The sequence below is a fragment of the Methylobacterium sp. J-088 genome (genome assembly GCF_022829295.1).
Lineage (GTDB): Bacteria > Pseudomonadota > Alphaproteobacteria > Rhizobiales > Beijerinckiaceae > Methylobacterium.
This window is the reverse complement of the sequence record NZ_JAKSYH010000114.1, coordinates 19,035-37,244: the sequence shown is the minus strand read 5'-3', so window position 1 is coordinate 37,244 and position 18,210 is coordinate 19,035. Positions and strand designations below refer to the sequence as shown.

The 18,210-nt window shown below is 69.6% G+C and carries 15 protein-coding genes and 1 pseudogene; 7 read left to right on the top strand and 9 right to left on the bottom strand.

Going from position 1 to position 18,210, the window contains the following annotated elements; all coding sequences use genetic code 11:
• Positions 1-9 precede the first annotated feature (9 nt).
• Together MKK63_RS12245 and MKK63_RS12240 are read right to left on the bottom strand one after the other, a co-directional pair.
• A complete protein-coding gene (locus MKK63_RS12245; RefSeq protein WP_244002015.1) occupies positions 10-1,695 on the bottom strand; it encodes a methyl-accepting chemotaxis protein in 1,686 nt (561 codons plus the stop codon).
• 110 nt (positions 1,696-1,805) lie between these two features.
• Positions 1,806-3,848, bottom strand: coding sequence for a protein meaA (locus MKK63_RS12240; protein ID WP_409564507.1), 2,043 nt, complete (start codon positions 3,846-3,848; stop codon positions 1,806-1,808).
• Positions 3,849-4,310: 462 nt separating this feature from the next.
• Between MKK63_RS12240 and ccrA the strand changes: the two genes are divergently transcribed.
• Positions 4,311-5,597, top strand: a complete 1,287-nt coding sequence (ccrA, locus tag MKK63_RS12235) for a crotonyl-CoA carboxylase/reductase (protein ID WP_244002011.1) — start codon at positions 4,311-4,313, stop codon at positions 5,595-5,597.
• A gap of 175 nt (positions 5,598-5,772) precedes the next feature.
• Positions 5,773-6,072, top strand: a pseudogene (locus tag MKK63_RS12230) (alkylphosphonate utilization protein).
• 148 nt (positions 6,073-6,220) lie between these two features.
• On the opposite strand, the gene MKK63_RS12225 reads toward MKK63_RS12230, so the two are convergent.
• The 3 genes from MKK63_RS12225 to MKK63_RS12215 form a co-directional block, all read right to left on the bottom strand.
• Positions 6,221-6,421, bottom strand: coding sequence for a hypothetical protein (locus MKK63_RS12225; RefSeq protein WP_244002009.1), 201 nt, complete (start codon positions 6,419-6,421; stop codon positions 6,221-6,223).
• A gap of 68 nt (positions 6,422-6,489) precedes the next feature.
• A complete protein-coding gene (locus MKK63_RS12220) occupies positions 6,490-7,809 on the bottom strand; it encodes an MFS transporter (RefSeq protein ID WP_244002007.1) in 1,320 nt (439 codons plus the stop codon).
• A gap of 117 nt (positions 7,810-7,926) precedes the next feature.
• Complete coding sequence (locus MKK63_RS12215; protein WP_244002004.1) at positions 7,927-8,487, bottom strand: cupin domain-containing protein; 561 nt, start codon at positions 8,485-8,487, stop codon at positions 7,927-7,929.
• A 167-nt stretch (positions 8,488-8,654) separates the two neighbouring features.
• Here MKK63_RS12215 and MKK63_RS12210 point away from each other — a divergent pair, with 167 nt between their 5' ends.
• Together MKK63_RS12210 and MKK63_RS12205 are read left to right on the top strand one after the other, a co-directional pair.
• The gene (locus MKK63_RS12210; protein WP_244002002.1) at positions 8,655-9,989 is read left to right on the top strand and encodes an aspartate aminotransferase family protein; all 1,335 of its coding nucleotides are present in this window, start codon (positions 8,655-8,657) and stop codon (positions 9,987-9,989) included.
• A 240-nt stretch (positions 9,990-10,229) separates the two neighbouring features.
• Entirely contained in the window at positions 10,230-11,291 is a 1,062-nt protein-coding gene (locus tag MKK63_RS12205; protein WP_244002000.1) for an SDR family oxidoreductase, read from the top strand.
• 102 nt (positions 11,292-11,393) lie between these two features.
• Here the strand turns inward: MKK63_RS12205 and MKK63_RS12200 are convergent, their stop codons facing one another.
• A complete protein-coding gene (locus tag MKK63_RS12200; RefSeq protein ID WP_244001998.1) occupies positions 11,394-12,686 on the bottom strand; it encodes an ArgE/DapE family deacylase in 1,293 nt (430 codons plus the stop codon).
• Between the two features lie 323 nt (positions 12,687-13,009).
• On the opposite strand from MKK63_RS12200, the gene MKK63_RS12195 reads away from it, so the two are divergent.
• The 3 genes from MKK63_RS12195 to MKK63_RS12185 all read left to right on the top strand — a co-directional run bounded on the left by MKK63_RS12195 (position 13,010) and on the right by MKK63_RS12185 (position 15,099).
• A complete protein-coding gene (locus MKK63_RS12195) occupies positions 13,010-13,639 on the top strand; it encodes a L,D-transpeptidase (RefSeq protein ID WP_244001996.1) in 630 nt (209 codons plus the stop codon).
• A gap of 432 nt (positions 13,640-14,071) precedes the next feature.
• Positions 14,072-14,557 (top strand): SRPBCC family protein, encoded by a 486-nt coding sequence (locus tag MKK63_RS12190; protein WP_243919873.1) that lies wholly within the window; start codon positions 14,072-14,074, stop codon positions 14,555-14,557.
• Positions 14,558-14,754: 197 nt separating this feature from the next.
• Entirely contained in the window at positions 14,755-15,099 is a 345-nt protein-coding gene (locus MKK63_RS12185) for a hypothetical protein (protein ID WP_244001994.1), read from the top strand.
• Between the two features lie 151 nt (positions 15,100-15,250).
• On the opposite strand, the gene fdhE is transcribed toward MKK63_RS12185, so the two are convergent.
• The 3 genes from fdhE to fdxH all read right to left on the bottom strand — a co-directional run bounded on the left by fdhE (position 15,251) and on the right by fdxH (position 18,208).
• Complete coding sequence (gene fdhE / locus MKK63_RS12180) at positions 15,251-16,234, bottom strand: formate dehydrogenase accessory protein FdhE (protein ID WP_244001992.1); 984 nt, start codon at positions 16,232-16,234, stop codon at positions 15,251-15,253.
• Positions 16,235-16,237: 3 nt separating this feature from the next.
• Positions 16,238-16,960, bottom strand: coding sequence for a formate dehydrogenase subunit gamma (locus tag MKK63_RS12175; protein WP_244001990.1), 723 nt, complete (start codon positions 16,958-16,960; stop codon positions 16,238-16,240).
• 312 nt (positions 16,961-17,272) lie between these two features.
• On the bottom strand, positions 17,273-18,208 hold the full coding sequence (gene fdxH / locus MKK63_RS12170; protein WP_244001987.1) for a formate dehydrogenase subunit beta: 936 nt from the start codon (positions 18,206-18,208) through the stop codon (positions 17,273-17,275).
• Positions 18,209-18,210 lie beyond the last annotated feature (2 nt).

Sequence of the window (18,210 nt, the reverse complement as noted above, 5' to 3'; positions counted from 1 at the left end):
GCCGGTGGCTCACGCCGCCCGCACCGTGGCGAGGAACCGACCGACCTCGGCGGTGAGGTGCTCGGACTGGCGGGACATGTCGGAGGCCGCGCCCAGCACCTGGGCGGCGGCCGCGCCGGTCTCCTCGGCCGCCTGGGCGAGGCTCGCGATGGTGCCGGTGACCGCGCCGGTGCCCGCCGCCGCCTCGGCGACGTTGCGGACGATCTCCTGGGTCGCCGCGCCCTGCTGCTCCACGGCGGCGGCGATCGAGGCCGCCACGCCGTCGATCTCGCGGATGCGCCGCCTGATCCCGTCGATCGAGCTCGCGGCCTGCCCCGTGGAGGCCTGGATCCGGGTGATCTGGCCGGTGATCTCCTCGGTCGCCCGGGCCGTCTGGCTGGCCAGTTCCTTGACCTCGGTGGCGACCACCGCGAAGCCGCGCCCCGCCTCGCCCGCGCGGGCCGCCTCGATGGTGGCGTTGAGGGCCAGAAGGTTGGTCTGGGCCGCGATGGTCGAGATCAGGCCGACCACGTCGCCGACCTTCGCGGCGGCGGCGCTCAGGTCCTGCACCAGGGCGACCGTGTCGGCCGCCTCGGCGACGGCGATCCGCGCCAGTTCCGCCGAGCCGCTGACCTGCCGGCCGATCTCCTGGACCGACGAGCCCAGCTCCTCGGCCGCCGCCGCCACGGTGTTGACGTTGGCGGCGGCCTCGTTGGCAGCCGACGCGACCGTGCCGGACTGTCCGGCCGAATCCGCTGCGCTTCCGGTCAGGGACCGGGCGGTCGCCTCCAGCTCGGTGGCGGCCGCCGAGACGCCGCCGACGATGCCGCCGATCGCCTGCTCGAAGGCGTCGGCCATGGCCCGGGTCGCGGCCCGGCGCTGGGTCTCGGCATCCGCGCGGGCCAGCGCGGTCTCGGCCTCGAGGGCGCGGCTCCGGATCAGATTGTCACGGAACACCACCACGGAACCGGCCAGCGCGCCGATCTCGTCCCGGCGGCCCTGGCCCGGGATCTCGGCCTCGATGTCACCGGCGGCGAGGCGCTGCGTCGCCGCGGAGATCGCCCGCAGCGGCCGGCTGACGCCGCGCAGCACCATCACCAGGGCGCCCAGGGCGACGATCAACGCGAGGCCGGCGAGGGCCAGAATGTCCCGGTTGGCGGCCGCGTAGGTCTCCGCGATCCGCGTGCCGCTCGCCTGCGAGCCGGCGGCGTTCAGGTCGACCAGCCGGTCCCACTCCGAGAGCACGGCGTTGATGCCGGCCGACATCGTGGTGTTGTAGATCCGCTGCCCGCCGGCGATGTCGCCCGCAGTGGCCTTGTCCAGGGCCTGCTTCTGCAGGCTGTTGTAGGCTTCGAGGTTCCGGCGCAGTGCCGCGTAGCTCTCGCGTTCGGCCTGCGTGAGCGGCTCGGCCTCGTAGCGGGCGAACTGGGCCGCGAGCTGCTCGCCGCGCTTGGCGATAAGGGTGGAGACCTCTGCCCGCAGCTCCGGCGTGTCGGCCGTGATGAGCCGGCCGCCATTGACCCGTTGGCGCATGATGAGGACACCCATCCGGCCCAGCGCATCGGTCGTCGGCACGCGCACGTCGCGGAGTTCCGCCGCGGTGGCGTTGACGCTGCGCAGCTCCGCCAGGGAGAGACCGCTCGTCGCGGCGATCAGGAGAACCAGGGCGGCAAGGCAGGCCCCGAGCTTGGCCGCGATCGAAATACCGGTGCGCATGTGATGTCGCCTTCGGTCCCGGGAGGCAGGACCGAAGGCGGTATGACGGTGAAACAGTTAAACTTGTTTGAGATTCCTGATTGGTCGATTCAACCTGTGCGTACAGCCTCTCAGTAGACCTGGGCCTCCTCGCGTGGCCTGTCGGACGGGCCGTCCCGGCGATCCAGGCTCTTTTCCACCACCTTGGCGAGCCCGACCATGATCTGGTCGATGGCGTAATCCTTCGGCGTGTAGACGGCGCGCACACCCATGTTCTTGAGGACCAGCTCGTCCTCCGGCGAGATGATGCCGCCGACCACGACGGGGATATGGTCGAGGCCCGCCTCCCGCATCTTGGCCCGGACCTCGCGCACCAGCGGCACGTGGGAGCCGGACAGGATCGACAGGCCGACCACATGGGCGCCCGTCTCCTTCGCCTTGGCGACGATCTCGGTCGGGGTCTGGCGGATGCCGTCGTAGGTTACGTCGAAGCCGACGTCGCGGGCGCGCAGCGCGATCTGCTCGGCGCCGTTGGAATGGCCGTCGAGGCCCGGCTTGCCGACCACGATCTTGGGCGTCTCGCCCAGCCGCTCGCCGAGATCGGCGATCAGCAGCTTGGCGTCCTCGGCGGCCCCGGCCGAGACCGTCTCGAGGGTCACACCGGTGGGCGCGCGGTACTCGCCGAACACCGTGCGCAGGCGCTCGCCCCACTCGCCGGTGGTGACGCCGGCCCTCGCGGCTTCGATGGAGGGCGGCATGATGTTGGCGCCCGAGCGCGCCGCCTGCTCCAGGGCGTCGAGGGCTTGGCCCACGGCCTGCTCGTCGCGGCGGCTGCGCCATTCGCGGATGCGGGTTTGCGCTTCCATCTCCACCGTCTCGGAAACCGAGAAGATGGCGCCCTCCCCGGCGGTGAGCGGCGAGGGCTCGCCCTGCTGCCACTTGTTGACGCCGACGACGATCTGGTCGCCGGCCTCGATCGCCGAGATCCGCCGGGCGTTCGACTCCACCAGCGCGCGCTTCAGCGCCCCGGTCTCCACGGCCGCGACCGCACCGCCGATGCCGCCGATCCGCTCCAGCTCGGCCCGAGTCTCGACCTTCAGCGCCTCGACCTTGGCCTCGATCACGTGGCTGCCGTCGAAGATGTCGTCGTATTCGAGGAGGTCGGTCTCGAAGGCCAGGATCTGCTGCATGCGCATCGACCATTGCTGGTCCCAGGGCCGCGGCAGGCCGAGCGCCTCGTTCCAGGCCGGCAGCTGCACGGCGCGGGCGCGGGCGCGCTTCGAGAGTGTCACGGCCAGCATCTCGATCAGGATGCGGTGGACATTGTTCTCGGGCTGCTGCTCGGTGAGCCCGAGGGAGTTCACCTGCACGCCGTAGCGAAAAATCCGCTTCTTCGGATCGTCGATGCCGTAGCGCTCCTGGGCGATCTCGTCCCAGAGTTCCGAGAACGCCCGCATCTTGCAGATCTCGGTGACGAACCGCAGCCCGGCATTCACAAAGAACGAGATCCGGCCGAAGACGTCGGAAAAACTCGCGGCGTCGAACTCGGGATCATCGCGCACCGTGTCGAGCACCGCGATGGCGATGGCGAGCGCGTAGGACAGCTCCTGGACCGGCGTCGCCCCCGCCTCCTGCAGGTGGTAGGAGCAGACGTTCATCGGGTTCCACTTCGGCACGTTCTTGGTCGTGAACAGGATCACGTCCTTGGTGAGCCGGAGCGAGGGCGCGGGCGGGAACACGTAGGTGCCGCGCGACAGGTATTCCTTGATGATGTCGTTCTGGGTCGTGCCCTGGAGGGCGGCGAGCGGTGCGCCCTGCTCCTCGGCCACCGCCAGATAGAGCGCCAGCAGCCAGGGGGCCGTGGCGTTGATCGTCATGGAGGTGTTCATCTGGGCGAGCGGGATGTCCTGGAACAGGGTCCGCATGTCGCCGAGATGCGCGATCGAGACGCCGACCTTGCCGACCTCGCCGCGGGATAGCTCGTGGTCCGGGTCGTAGCCGGTCTGGGTCGGCAGGTCGAAGGCCACCGACAGGCCGGTCTGTCCCTTGGCGAGGTTGCCCCGGTAGAGCGCGTTGGACTCCGCCGCGTTGGAATGTCCCGCATAGGTGCGGATGATCCACGGCTTGTCGCGGCTGGACTTGTCGCTCCGGGTTTCCGCGGCGCTCGCGCCCATCCTGGCCTCCATGTGATCTTTGTATCCGCGCTCGGGGCGCAGCGTTGCCGCCACCGTAGCGAAGGCTTGGCCACGCGTCATCCGAGACGGACGTGCAAGAGGCCCCTGCGCGCGGCCGCGGGGCTTTAAAAAACTTGGTCGCCGGAACAGCGCGATTTGAGGGCACGCGTCTACGCGACTGGCCGCACGCTGGTCGTTCCCTGGTATAAAGTCCACCTGAGCGACATGGCAGCGCCGTGCAAGGTCTCGGATCCGGTGCCGGCCCCAGGCGCGCGGAATAATACTTGGTCTCCCCGAAAGCCGAATTTGAATACGTGGGCGCCGTCCCTGTGTCGGCGGCTTCTTCACGTCGAAAACCTCTGGGTTTCGACTTTCGACCCACTTGGAGGCCTTTCGCATCGCCGCTATAGCGCGAGGGAGAACCGCGGCCGTGAGCAACACGCGGGACGAGAGGAGAGCGAGATGGCGGCGAGCGCTGCGGTCAGTCCGACGACCGGTGAGGTCAAAGATCTCTACGAGATGGGTGAGATCCCGCCGCTCGGTCACGTGCCGGCCAAGATGTATGCCTGGGCGATCCGGCGCGAGCGCCATGGACCCCCGGAACAGTCCCACCAACTCGAAGTGCTGCCGGTCTGGGAGATCGGCGACGACGAGGTGCTGGTCTACGTCATGGCGGCGGGCGTCAACTACAACGGCGTCTGGGCTGGCCTCGGCGAGCCGATCTCGCCGTTCGACGTCCACAAGGGCGAGTACCACATCGCGGGCTCCGACGCCTCCGGCATCGTCTGGAAGGTCGGCTCGAAGGTGAAGCGCTGGAAGGTCGGCGACGAGGTCATCGTCCACTGCAACCGCGACGACGGCGACGACGAGGAGTGCAACGGCGGCGACCCGATGTTCTCGCCCTCGCAGCGCATCTGGGGCTACGAGACCGGGGACGGCTCCTTCGCCCAGTTCTGCCGGGTGCAGTCCCGCCAGCTCATGGTCCGGCCGAAGCACCTCACCTGGGAGGAGGCGGCCTGCTACACGCTGACGCTCGCCACCGCCTACCGCATGCTGTTCGGCCACGCGCCGCATACGGTGAAGCCGGGCCAGAACGTGCTGATCTGGGGCGCCTCCGGGGGCCTGGGCGTGTTCGGCGTGCAGCTCTGCGCGGCCTCGGGCGCCAACGCGATCGCGGTGATCTCGGACGAGTCGAAGCGCGACTACGTGATGAGCCTCGGCGCCAAGGGCGTGATCAACCGCAAGGACTTCGACTGCTGGGGCCAGCTGCCGAAGGTGAACTCGCCTGAGTTCCACGCCTGGACGAAAGAGGCGCGGAAATTCGGCAAGGCGATCTGGGACATCACCGGCAAGCAGGATGTCGACATCGTGTTCGAGCATCCCGGCGAGGCGACCTTCCCGGTCTCGGCGCTGGTGGTGAAGCGCGGCGGCATGGTGGTGTTCTGCGCCGGCACGACCGGCTTCAACATCACCTTCGACGCCCGCTACGTCTGGATGCGCCAGAAGCGCATCCAGGGCTCGCACTTCGCCCACCTCAAGCAGGCCTCCTCGGCGAACCAGTTCGTGCTGGACCGGCGGATCGACCCCTGCATGAGCGAGGTGTTCCCCTGGGACAAGATCCCCCAGGCGCATACCAAGATGTGGAAGAACCAGCACCCGCCGGGCAACATGGCCTGCCTGGTCAACGCGCCCCGCGCCGGTCTGCGGACCGTCGAGGACGTGATCGAGGCCGGGCCGCTCAAGCGGTAAGGCCCCCTCCGAAGCCCCCTCCCCGGCCCCGCCGCCCTCGCGCGGGGCCGGCCCGATCGGTTAAGCTCGACCGTCCCCCGCCGAATCAGTGATCGGTTCGGTGTGGCGGGATGCGCGGATGCGGGCCTGAGAGATCCTGACGGACCCGGCCCGATCCGAACCGGAGGTTTGGGATTTGACGGGCGACGACGAGACTTACGTGTACGACGAGGCCACCGGCGAGTGGCTCCCACCCGGTCAGGCAGCCGCGGCGCCGGCTCGGGCCGAGGTCCGCGATGCGGCCGGCAACGTCCTCGCCGATGGCGATTCGGTCACGCTCACCAAGGACCTGAAGGTCAAGGGCGCGAACTAGACTCTCAAGCAGGGCACGGTCATCCGGTCGATCCGCCTCACGGACGATCCCGATGAGATCGACTGCCGCCACGACACCATCAAGGGCTTGGTCCTGCGCACGGAGTTCGTGCGCAAGCGCTGATCCCAGCTGGGCGAACTGCCATACGCGCTGGCCAGGGCGGTGTTGACCCGGTCTCCGTTCTGGACCCGCAAAAGGTCTCGACCTTTCGAAGCCACGACTCGATCGGTCCGCGCGGCGGAAAATCCGGTGCTCCGGGTCGGGCAGGCTCTCAGACCCGCAGGTCGACGCTCAGGCCCTGGCCGGGGGGCGCTGGCGGCGCGGCACTCGCCGCGCTCTGGGCGCCCTCCGCCACGAGGCCGGCCACGGCCTTGTCGGCCGCGAGCTGCTGCCGGGCGAGTGCCACGCCGATCTGCTGGTTCTGGGCCGCGCCCAGCATCTGGACGGCGGATGCGACGGAGACGGGATCCATGCGGTGGAGGCTAGACCGCTCGCCTGAATCCGAGGTTACGCGGATCGACGGCTTTCGATCGATCCGCCTCAGTCGTCGAGAAAGCCGCGCTGGCGCGCCCGGTAGCCGCCGATCAGCGTCACGCAGATGAAGGACACGCCCGCCAGCACCGTGCCGAACACGGCGATCGGCCACCAATGGCCCTGGAAGCGCTCGGCCAGCACGGTGCCGACGATCGGCGTCAGGCCGCCGGCCAGCGCGCCGCAGAACTGGTAGGCCATGGAGATCGCCGTATAGCGCACCCGGGTCGGGAAGGCGCCCGCGAGGTAGCCCGCGATCACCGCGTAGAAGGTCGCGCTGCCGATCACGTTCAGCGCGAGGCCCACCACGATCAGCGGCACCGATTTGGTCTCGACCAGCCAGAACAGCGGATAGGGCGCCAGCATCGCCCAGATCAGCGTGCCCTGCAGGAACAGGCGCTCGTTGCGGATGAGTTCGGCGATCCGGGCGCCCACCGGGGTCATGATCAACTGCACCACGGCGGCGATCAGCAGGGCGTCGAGGATCGTCGCCCGGGCGATGCCGAGATACTGCGTGGTGAAGGCGATCATGAAGGTGTTGAACAGGTAGACCGAGGCGATCGCGAAGGTGTTGGCGCCGGCGGCCAGCAGCACCGGCTTGAGGCAGGTCGTCAGCACCTCGCGCACGGGGGCCGGCGGCGGGCCACCGGCGGCCCGGGCCTTCTCGAAGGCCGGCGATTCCGCGACGCCGAGGCGAATCGCGAGCCCGACCGCGAGCAGCAGGATGCTGACGAGGAACGGCACCCGCCAGCCCCAGGCCAGGAAACTCTCCTTGTCGAGCAGGCCCGCGAGCCGGAAGGCCAGCAGCGACAGGATCTGCCCGGCGGGGCTGCCGAGCTGCGCGAAGGAGGCGAAGAAGGTGTTGCGCCCGGCCGGCGCGTGCTCGGCGGCCATCAGCACCGCCCCGCCCCACTCACCGCCGACCGCGAGCCCCTGGATCAGCCGCAGGACGACCAGCATCACCGGTGCCCACAGGCCGACCGATGCGTAGGTCGGCAGCAGGCCGATCCCCGAGGTGGCGATGCCCATCATCACCAGCGTCGCCACGAGCGCCCGCTTGCGCCCGAACCGGTCGCCCAGATGCCCGAAGATCAGGCCGCCCAGCGGCCGCGCCAGGAACCCGACCGCGAAAGTGCCGAAGGCCGAGAGCGTGGCGATGTAGGGCGATTCCGCCGTGAAGAAGAGCGGCCCGAACACCAGGGCCGCCGCCGTGCCGTAGATGAAGAAGTCGTACCACTCGATCGTGGTGCCCACGAACGCCGCCAGCGCCGCCCGGGCGGACTGGTTCGTTCCGGATCCGGCGGCCGGGGCGGCGGTGGTGACGGCCATCGATCCTCGCGCAGCATGATGAATTCAGACGACACCTGCATGCGCCCGTCTGCCGGGCGACCGCAACGTCTGCACGCGACAGGACGGGTGTTTCATCCGGACCCGTGGGACGCCGCCTCAGAAACTCGGCGGCGTGCAGGCGCTCACCACCTCGCAGGGGATCGGGCCCACGCAGCGGAAGCGGTGCGGCCGCCGGCTGTCGAAGCTGTAGGCGTCGCCGGGGCCGAGGATCCGGCGCTCGGCATCCACCGTGACCTCCAGCCGGCCGGAGAGCACGATGCCGCCCTCCTCGCCCTCGTGGGAGAGCGGCACCCGGCCGGTATCGGCGCCGGGCTCGTAGCGCTCCTTCAGGATCTGGAGCTTGCGCCCGAACAGGCTGTCGCCGACCTGACGGTACGAGATCGCCCCCTTGGCGGCCCGACGGCCGATCTCAGTGAGCTCCTCGGCGGCGAAGAACGCCTTGCGCTCGAGCTCCGGCTCCAGGGCGAAGAATTCGGCCATGCCGATCGGCACCCCGTCGAGGATCCGCTTCAGGGCGCCCACCGAGGGGTTCACCCGGTTGGCCTCGATCAACGAGATCGCGGAATTCGTCACCCCGGCCCGCTTGGCCAGCGTCCGCTGCGACAGGCCGTGGCGGGCACGCACGAAGCGGAGGCGCGCGCCGACATCGATGCTCATCCGGCTTAGGCCCGTTTCAGGTGTTGCGGATTCCGCAACGGTGCCACCCGCGGCCCCGTTCCTGCAAGGGGTTGGCGGCGACCAGAAAAGGACTTGTTGTCCGATCGGCGAAGGTGTCCCCTGGTCTCGTTGCCCGATCCGCGCCGCCTGCCCCGGAGAGCCGCCCCATGACCGACCATCCGCTCCGCAACACGCCCGCGATGGACGCCTTCTGGATGCCGTTCACGGCCAACCGCCAGTTCAAGGCGGCGCCGCGCCTGCTCGTCTCCGCGGAAGGCATGCACTACACCGCCGATGACGGCCGCAGGATCCTCGACGGTTCCGCAGGCCTCTGGTGCGTCAATGCCGGCCACGGGCGGCGGGGCATCGCGTCGGCCGTGGAGCGCCAGCTCGCGACGCTCGATTTCGCCCCGACCTTCCAGATGGGCCACCCCATCGCCTTCGAGTTCGCCGAGCGCCTCGCCGAGATCGCCCCGGGCGGCCCCGATCAGCGCCTCGACCGGGTGTTCTTCACCAATTCCGGCTCGGAATCGGTCGACACCGCCCTGAAGATCGCGCTCGCCTATCAGCGGGCGATCGGCCAGGGCACCCGCACCCGGCTTGTCGGCCGCGAGCGCGGCTATCACGGCGTCGGCTTCGGCGGGTTGTCGGTGGGCGGCATCGTGTCGAATCGGCGGGTCTTCCCGCAGCTCAACGGCACCGACCACCTGCGCCACACCCACGACCCGGCCCGCAACGCCTTCGTGAAGGGCCAGCCCGAGCACGGGGCGGAGCTCGCCGAGGATCTGGAGCGGCTGGTGGCCCTCCACGGGGCCGAGACCATCGCGGCCTGCATCGTCGAGCCGGTGGCGGGCTCGACCGGCGTGCTGGTGCCGCCGAAGGGCTATCTGGAGCGCCTGCGCGAGATCTGCACCAAGCACGGCATCCTGCTGATCTTCGACGAGGTCATTTCCGGGTTTGGCCGCCTGGGCGCGCCCTTCGCGACGGATTTCTTCGGCGTCGTCCCGGACCTGGTGACCAGTGCCAAGGGTCTGACCAACGGCACGGTGCCGATGGGCGCGGTGTTCGCGAGCCGGGCGGTGCATGACGGGCTGATGAACGGTCCGGACGGGATCGAGCTGTTCCACGGCTACACCTATTCCGGGCACCCGATCGCCTGCGCGGCCGGGATCGCGACGCTGGACATCTACCGGGAGGAGGGTCTGCTCACCCGCGTCGCCGACATCGCCGACGATTGGGCCGCGGCGATCCACGACCTGCGCGGGCGCAAGAACGTCGTCGACATCCGCACGATCGGGCTGGTCGCCGGCGTCGAACTGGCGCCGCGACCGGATGCGCCGGGCAAGCGCGCCTACGAGGTGTTCGTGGATTGCTTCGAGCGCGGCCTGCTGACCCGGATCACGGGCGATATCCTCGCCCTGTCACCGCCGCTGATCATCGAGCGCGGCCAGATCGGCGAAATCGTCGACATCCTCGGCGCGGCGATCGACCGGGCCGCCTGAAGGCTTTTGATCTGGGTTTCCAAAGGGCTCGCCCTTTGGTGGGTTGTCAGGGCGGAGCCCTGACCGTCTCGGGCGAAGCCCGACGCCAGGGCTCCGCCCTGGACCCACGAAAGGTCTCGACCTTTCGAAACCCGCACTCGAGCCCTGCGCATGGGTGCCGCCCTACAGCGTGGGGTTGTTGCGACACCGCCCGTGCCCATCTGCCCGAGACCCGGATTTGTGCCGGGCACGAGGCTTTGCATGTCGAACACCGCCCTGATCGTCGGCGCCAGCGGGATCGTCGGCAGCGCCACCGCGGCGCTGCTCACCCGAGAGGGCTGGCGGGTTGCCGGCCTCGCGCGCAACCCGGTGGCCCAGGCGGGCGTCGAGCCGGTGGCCGGCGACCTGCAGGATCCGGCCTCGCTGGAGCGAGCGCTCGCCGAACTCGCACCGACCCACGTGTTTCTGGCGACCTGGCAGCGGCGGCCCACCGAGGCGGAGATGATCCGCGTCAACCGGGCCATGATCGAGAACGTCCTCGATGCGCTGCGCCCGAAGAAGAGCATCCGTCACGTCGCCCTGGTGACCGGGCTGAAGCACTATCTCGGCCCGTTCGAGACCTACGGCAAAGGCACCCTGCCGCAGACGCCGTTCCGCGAGGACCAGGGTCGCCTCGACATCGAGAATTTCTACTACGCGCAGGAGGATGCGGTGTTCGCGGCCAGCGCGCGCGACGGCTTCGCCTGGAGCGTCCACCGCCCCCACACGATCATCGGCAAGGCGGTCGGCAATGCCATGAACATGGGCACGACGCTCGCCTGCTACGCCACCCTGTGCCGGGAGCTGGGGCGCCCGTTCATCTTCCCGGGCTCGGCCGCGCAGTGGAACGGCCTCACCGACATGACCGACGCGCGGCTGCTCGCCCGTCAGCTGCTCTGGGCCTCCACCGAGCCCAAGGCCGCCAACGAGGCGTTCAACGTCGTCGATGGCGACGTCTTCCGCTGGAGCTGGATGTGGGGGCGGATCGCCGCCTGGTTCGGGATCGAGGCGGTGGCGTTCGACGGCACGCACCGGCCGCTTGAGCCCCGGATGGCGCAGGACGGTCCGGCCTGGGCGGAGATCGCGCAGCGCTACGGACTGGCCGAGCCGAACCTCGAAAAACTCGCTTCCCCCTGGCACACGGACGCCGATCTCGGCCGGCCGATCGAGGTCGTGACCGACATGAGCAAGAGCCGCCGCCTCGGCTTCACGGCCTACCAGCCGACCGACGACGCGTTCTACGACCTGTTCGCCGAACTCCGCGCGGACCGGTTGGTCCCCTGAGGCACCGCGAGCGGGATATCCGCGCCTCGGTGCCCTTCGAGCGCGACATGCCCCTCTCCCGCACGGGAGAAGGGGCCCGCGCTGAGCCCCGGCCGGTCGACGTTACCCGGCCTTGCGCTCCGTCCCGCACCACTCGGCCACGAACAGCGCCATGGTGGTCGTGATTCGTTTCACCGAGGCGAGGCTCACCCGCTCGTCGAAGCCGTGGATGTTCTGGGACGTCGGGCCGTAGCACAGCGCCGGCACCCGGTCGTAGAGGGCGTGGACCCGGGTATCGAGGTAGCCTGCCGTCATGAAGCTCTGGAGCGGTGACCCGATCGCCCGCTCGTGCGCGCGGCCGAGCGCCGCCTCGGCCGCGGAGCCCTCTTCCAGAACGTAGCCCTCCGCGAAGAAGCCGTTGAACACCACCCGTGGCGGGCTGTTGGCTAGGAACGGGTCGGTGCGGGAGAAGCTCGCAACGGCGGCCTCGATCTCGGCGGCGGCCTGCGCGGCGGTCACGCCCGGATAGAGCGCGACCCGGCAATGGATCCGGCACCAGGCCGGGACCGAGGAGGCCCAGTCGCCGCCCTCGATCTTGCCGATGTTGAGGTTGATCGGGTGCTCCTCGGCCTCGAAATGCGGGTGCGACGCCTTCTCGGCGTTCCAGCGGGCCTCGACGGCGCGCAGCGCCCCGATCACCCGGTAGGTCGCGTCGATGGCGTTGGCGCCCGCCCCCATCTCGCGGACGTGGACCGGCACGCCCCGGACCTCCACGGTGAACCAGAGTACGCCGGTATTGGCGCGCACCAGCTTCTCGTCCTCCGGCTCGGGGATCAGCACGGCGTCGGCCCGGTAGCCGCGCAGATGGGTCATCAGGGCACCGTTGCCGGTGGATTCCTCCTCGACCACCGACTGGACCGTCACGGAAGCTGCCGGCTGCAGGCCGAGCCGGGCCAGGGCATCGAGGGCGAACAGGTTGGCGGCGTGGCCGGCCTTCATGTCGCCGGCGCCGCGCCCGTACAGCCAGTCGCCTTGGATCACCGGATCGAACGGCCGATGGCTCCAGAGGTCGAGGGGACCCGGCGGCACCACGTCGACATGCGCCTGGAGGATCAGGGAACGACCCGTCTCGGTGCTCGGCCGGTGGTGGCAGACCACGATCGGCGCGTCCGAATGGAGCGCGGCGTCGATCTTCGAGCCGCCCGGATGGGCCGCGATGGCGTCCCGGTCCATGGCGAAGCGCTCGGTGGCGTAGCCGCGGGCACGGAACTGATCGAACACGTAATCCTGGCAGGCATGCTCTTCGCCCCGCAGGGAGGCGAACCGGACCAGCGCCTGCGTGTGGGCGACCTGATCGGCAAACCCCTCCGCCACGGAGGTTTCGATCTCGGCGGCGAGGGCGGGGTCGAGGGCCATGGGAACTCCGAACCGGTTTCAGAGCGCTCGCCGCCGAAATGGACGCCGGTTCGGCGCAGGAGAGCGCGGCCAAGCAAACACTGAGAGCGGATCGCAACGCGATCGGCTCCCAGCCGGAGGAGGCGCCCGGGCCCGGGCCGCTGTCAACCGGCCGGTCGGCAACAGCACGGTTCGTGCCGGACCGCCCGAACCCGGATCAAGGCGGCGCCGGGCCGGCACTCAGCACAGCGTGACTGCGCAGGGTTGGGGCCCGCCGGAACCTTGGCGTTGCCAAAGGCTTAGCGTGTCGGCAAACCGTCGCGGTTTTCCGGTCGGAGTCTCACATGCGTATCGGTCTGGTCTCGGTCCTGTCCGGCCTGCTCCTGTGGGCCACCGTCCCGGCGTCGGCCTCCGCGGACGTGCTGATCAACGTCGACAAGAGCGCCCAGCGCATGGAGGTCACGGTCGACGGGCAGCCCCGCTATTCCTGGCCCGTCTCCACCGGCGTCGAGAGCCACGACACCCCCTCGGGATCCTATCGTCCCTTCCGGATGGAGCGCACGCACTTCTCGAAGGAGTGGGACGACGCGCCCATGCCCTTCGCGATGTTCTTCACCAACCAGGGCCACGCCATCCACGGCACCAACCATGTCCGCAACCTCGGGCGGGCGGCCTCGCATGGCTGCGTGCGCCTGTCGGTGCGCAACGCCGCGACCCTGTTCACTTTGGTCAAGGCCGAGGGTATGGGCCGGACCCGGGTGGTGATCGACGGGATGGATGCCCCGGTGGCGGAGGGCCGGTCGCGCGGCACACGCGTCGCCCGGAACCCCTATGGGACGGACGACCCGCTGGCGGATGGCGACCAGATGGGCCGCCGCTCGCTGCCGGCCTATTACCGCCCCGTCGCCCCGCCCGCCTACGCTCCGGCCACGGGCTACGGTTACCCCGCCCAGGCCGACGACGACAGTTGGTAGGCCGAGCATCGCCCGGCTGATCGGCGCGACCCCGAGCCCCTAGGCCCGCCAGCGCCGCCAGATCGACGGCGGCCGCGCCGAGATCATTCGACGGCCCGGCGACCGCGCCCGGACCGTGGGCGACGGCGTCATTCTGGGCGACATCGCGGCCAGGACGGTCGTGGTCTATCTGGCGGGGCGCTTCCCCGAACGCGACGGGTGGGCCCGCCACCCGAACCTCGGCCGGTTGAGCGACCGAACGGAGGCATGTCCCTCCGTCCGAGGCTCCATGCCGTATGCGCAGACGATCAGCGATCGGGTCGTCTGAACCCGAAGGCCGGGTTCCGATGCCCTGCCCCATTGCCGCCGGGGCGATCCAGGCTTAGCTCCCCGGCGGCCCCAGAGCCCGCGCGGCGCCTGCCGCGACCTGAGACGGATGGAGACACCCCCGAGATGCCTTTCGCTTTCTGCCGGTCCCTTCCCCTCGCCGCCCTGGCGCTCGCCGCGGCCACCGTGCCGGGCTACGCCCTGGATGTGACGCGCACGGCCGACATCGCCGCGCCGCCGGCCAAGGTCTGGCAGACGATCGGTGAGTTCTGCGGCATCGGTGACTGGCACCCGGCCATCGAGAAATGCGCCCTGTCCGATCAGGATGGCATGAAGGTCCGCACGCTGAGCCTGAAAGGCGGCGGCACCATCAAGGAGGAGCAGGTCTCCCGGGACGACAAGGTGATGAGCTACACCTACACGATCCTGGAGAGCCCGCTTCCGGTCGCCGACTACAAGTCGACCCTCTCGGTCGCCCCCGAGGGCTCCGGCTCGAAGGTGACGTGGACCGGGACGTTCAACGCCAAGGGCGCCCCCGACACGGTCGCAGTCGACGCGATCCAGGGCATCTACGATTCCGGCCTGAAGGCGCTCGCCGACAAGGCAAAGTAGGCGCTCACGATTCGGCGCGCGCTGTTGAACCGAGCCGCTCGCAGCGCGCGCCAAACCATTTCAATGACAGCGGAATCCCACAGTTCCGGTGCCCAACGTCCCGCGTCGCGCGCCAGCATGGCGTGTCGTGGTGGCGATTGACCCACTGCCAAGGTCGGCCCAAAACCCTGGCGGCGCTGCCTCCGCGCCCCAACAGGATGATCGCCGTGCCCGCGTCCCGTCTCCCGATGCGCCTCAGCCTCGCCGCCCTTGCCGTCGCGGCGCTGGCGGCTTGCCAGCAGCGTACCACCCCGGCGGTCATGGAACCCTCGCCCGTCATCCCGGCCCCAATGGCCCTGCCCACCGGCAGTGGCTGCGGTCCCGAGATCGCGCGCACCAAGGCGATCGTCGACAGCGACGTGGCCACCGGCAACCTCAACAAGCCCGTGGGCGACCGCTTCAACGCCGACCTTTCGCAGGCCGCGGCCGAATGCTCGGCCGGTAAGTCGGGCGAAGCCCTGCACCTCCTGGCCGCCGCCAAGAGCCGGTACGGCTACCGCTGAGCAGGCAGCGGCAGGTTCCCCGGCCGCCCCTGGTCCCTATGAGCGTAGGGAAGCAAACCGGTCGGTGCCACGACGCCCGAGGTCGCGCTGCCTCGGGTCACGTCGCTTCGCTCACGACGACGCGGACCGAACCGTTCGGCCGGACTCGGTCTTAGATCACGAACAGCAGGTTCAGCCCGGCCCGCCGGAACCCTTCCTCGGCGATCTTCAGATCGAGCCCGTAGGACGCGATGTCGTCCGCCACCGGGTCGAGCCGCGGGGCTCGATGCTGATGCAGATGCTTGATGTAGCTGTGGCAAGTCGTGCAGGTCTCGACCTGGACATCCTTCGAGACCTCGTCGAGCCCGTAATAATTGATGTTCTCGCCGTCGCCGCAGGCGGTGCAGCGGATCCGGACGTGGTTCCAGTAGGTGCCGCAGAGCGAGCAGCTGAGATACCGGGCCTTGTCGGCCGGGGTCCAGGCGACGACGACGCTCGCCACCGGCGCGCCGCCGCAGCACGGGCAGACGCCGTCCGCAACCGGCTTCAGGATCTTGGGATCGAGGGCGGCCGCCTGCTCGGCGAGGCGGACCTGCAGCGCCGCGGAGACCAACACGCATTCCGCGATCCGATCGACCGGCAGCGCACCCTCGAAGACCTGCAGCACCAGATCGAGGCGATCCTCCCGGGATGCGGCGCGCAGGCTCTCCCGGGCCGCGGCGGAAGCCTCGGGCGCGGTCGTGAGATCCAGGGCGTCGAGCAGCGCCAGCAGGCACGCGTCGAGGCCCGGATCGGCCTCCAGTCCGTGCCGCGACAGCGGCGGCATCCCGTGCTCGCTGCGCAGCGCCAGATCGGCGCCGTCCGGCGGCGGCGGGAGCGCCACCTTGGCCTGGATCGCCGCCTGGGCGCGGGCGACTTCTGCCACGAACCGGAGATAGGCCTCCAGCGGGTGCCCGGGGGCGGCCTCGTCCAGGCGCGCCGCACGGTCGGCGAACAGGGTCGTGGGGTCGGGCAGGCGGACGAACGGGACCGAGCCGGAAATCCCGATCTTGTCGGGATCGGGCTTCAGCTCGTTGAAGTCCCGGCGGCGGGGTTTTGGCGCCTCCGTGGGTGTCGGGGTCTTGTCCGCGGATTTCCGCTTGAAGAAATTGGCCACCACTCAGGATCCGCGCTTGTCCACCGAGCCGTGGCGGGCCTTGCCGCCGGCGATCTGCCGGAACCACTTGCGGTGATGCCGGTAGGCCCAGCCGCCCGTGACCGTGCCGCGGACCATCGCCCGGCCAGTGCCGCGCACCCAGATGCCGGCGTAGATGTGGACCACGATGATCGCGATGGCGATCACGGCGGCGAGCGAGTGGGCGAGCAGCGCCCAGCGCTGGGTCTCGATGGAGGTCAATCCGCCGAAATAGGTGTTCCAGATCACCAGCCCGGTGACGAACATCACGCCGATCAGCGCGGTCTGGCCCCAGAACACGCCCTTCTGGCCGGCATTGTACTTGCCGAGTTCGGGCAACCGGTCCTCGCGGTTGGTGACCACGTCGCCGATCTTCATCGACCACGCGACATCGTCCTTGTTTGGGATGTTGAGCTTCCAGAAGCGCACGAACAGGAAGAAGAAGCTCACCGCCAGCGCCACGCCGAACCACGGGTGGATCGCCCGGGTCGCCTGCCCGCCGCCGAACAGGCCGGTCAGCGAGAACAGGTAGGGCGTGAACATCGCCAGCCCCGAGAGGGTCAGTACGGTGAACAAGATCGCGGTGATCCAGTGGTTCACGCGCTGCACCCCCGTATAGCGCGGGACGTACAGCACCTCCGGCGCCGCGGACTTGGCGTGGTGCAGGGGGCGGGACTCGCCGTCCCGGATGTCGGTCTGGATCGTCATCGGCCTTCTCGCGCCTGACGGGGCCGGCTCCACGGGGCGGCGGAGGCGGCTCTGTGCTTCAAGATAGGGCCTCTGAGCCCCGCCGTCTTCAGTCACCCGAGCCCTTCCGTTTTCGAAGGGATCGCGGGTCCCCTCTCCCGTGCGGGAGAGGGACAGGGTGAGGGATGAGAACGATCCGGAGAAGGCGCAACCCGAACCCGCGTCGATAACGGGCTCGATCCTGAACCTTCTCGACCCTCACCCCAACCCTCTCCCGCACGGGAGAGGGGCGCGTTGCGTCTCCCGGGCCGCATCGGCAGCCCGGGATGCCGATCAATGCGGCCGGGCCTCATCGCCGCCGGTCTCCCGGCGCTTGGCCTCGTCGTACTCGACCGCCTCTTCCTCTTCCTCCGGCACGACCTCGTTCGGGCCGGCCGTCACATAGTGGAAGAAGCCCGCAACCGCCGCAAAGCCCATCGCGGCAAGACCGAACACCTTGGCGCCGCCCTTCCAGAAGGCCACCAGCGGCGAGATCTTCGGGTCGTTCGGCAGGCCGGCGTAGAGGCTCGGCTGATCGGCATGGTGCAGCACGTACATGACGTGCGTGCCGCCGACGCCGGCCGGATCGTAGAGGCCGGCCTGCGCGAAGCCGCGCGACTTCAGGTCGACGACCCGGGTCTCGGCCTGCTCGATCATCGCCTGCTTGGTGCCGAACATGATCGAACCGGTCGGGCACGCCTTGGCGCAGGCCGGAGCCTGACCCACCGCCACCCGGTCCGAGCACAGGGTACACTTGTACGCCTTGTGGTCGGTCTGGCTGATGCGCGGGATGTTGAACGGGCAGCCCTTCACGCAGTAGCCGCAGCCGATGCAGTTTTCCTCGATGAAGTCGACGATGCCGTTGGAATACTGCACGATCGCGCCCGGCGACGGGCACGCCTTCAGGCAGCCCGGCTCGGTGCAGTGCATGCAGCCATCCTTGCGGATCAGCCACTCGAGGTTGTTGGTCTCCGGGTTCTCGTACTCGGTGAACCGCATCAGGGTCCACGACTTCGGCGTGAGGTCGTGGGGGTTCTGATAGCTGCCGGTGTTCACGCCGATGTCGTCGCGCAGGTCATTCCACTCCTCGCAGGCCGATTGGCAGGCTTTGCAGCCGATGCACTTCGACACGTCGATGAGCTTGGCGACCTCCACCTGGCGGCGGATCTCCGGCGGCGTCTCCGTGGAGGCGGAGCGCTGGCGGATGTCGAGGGAGCTGTAGTCGGCCATGA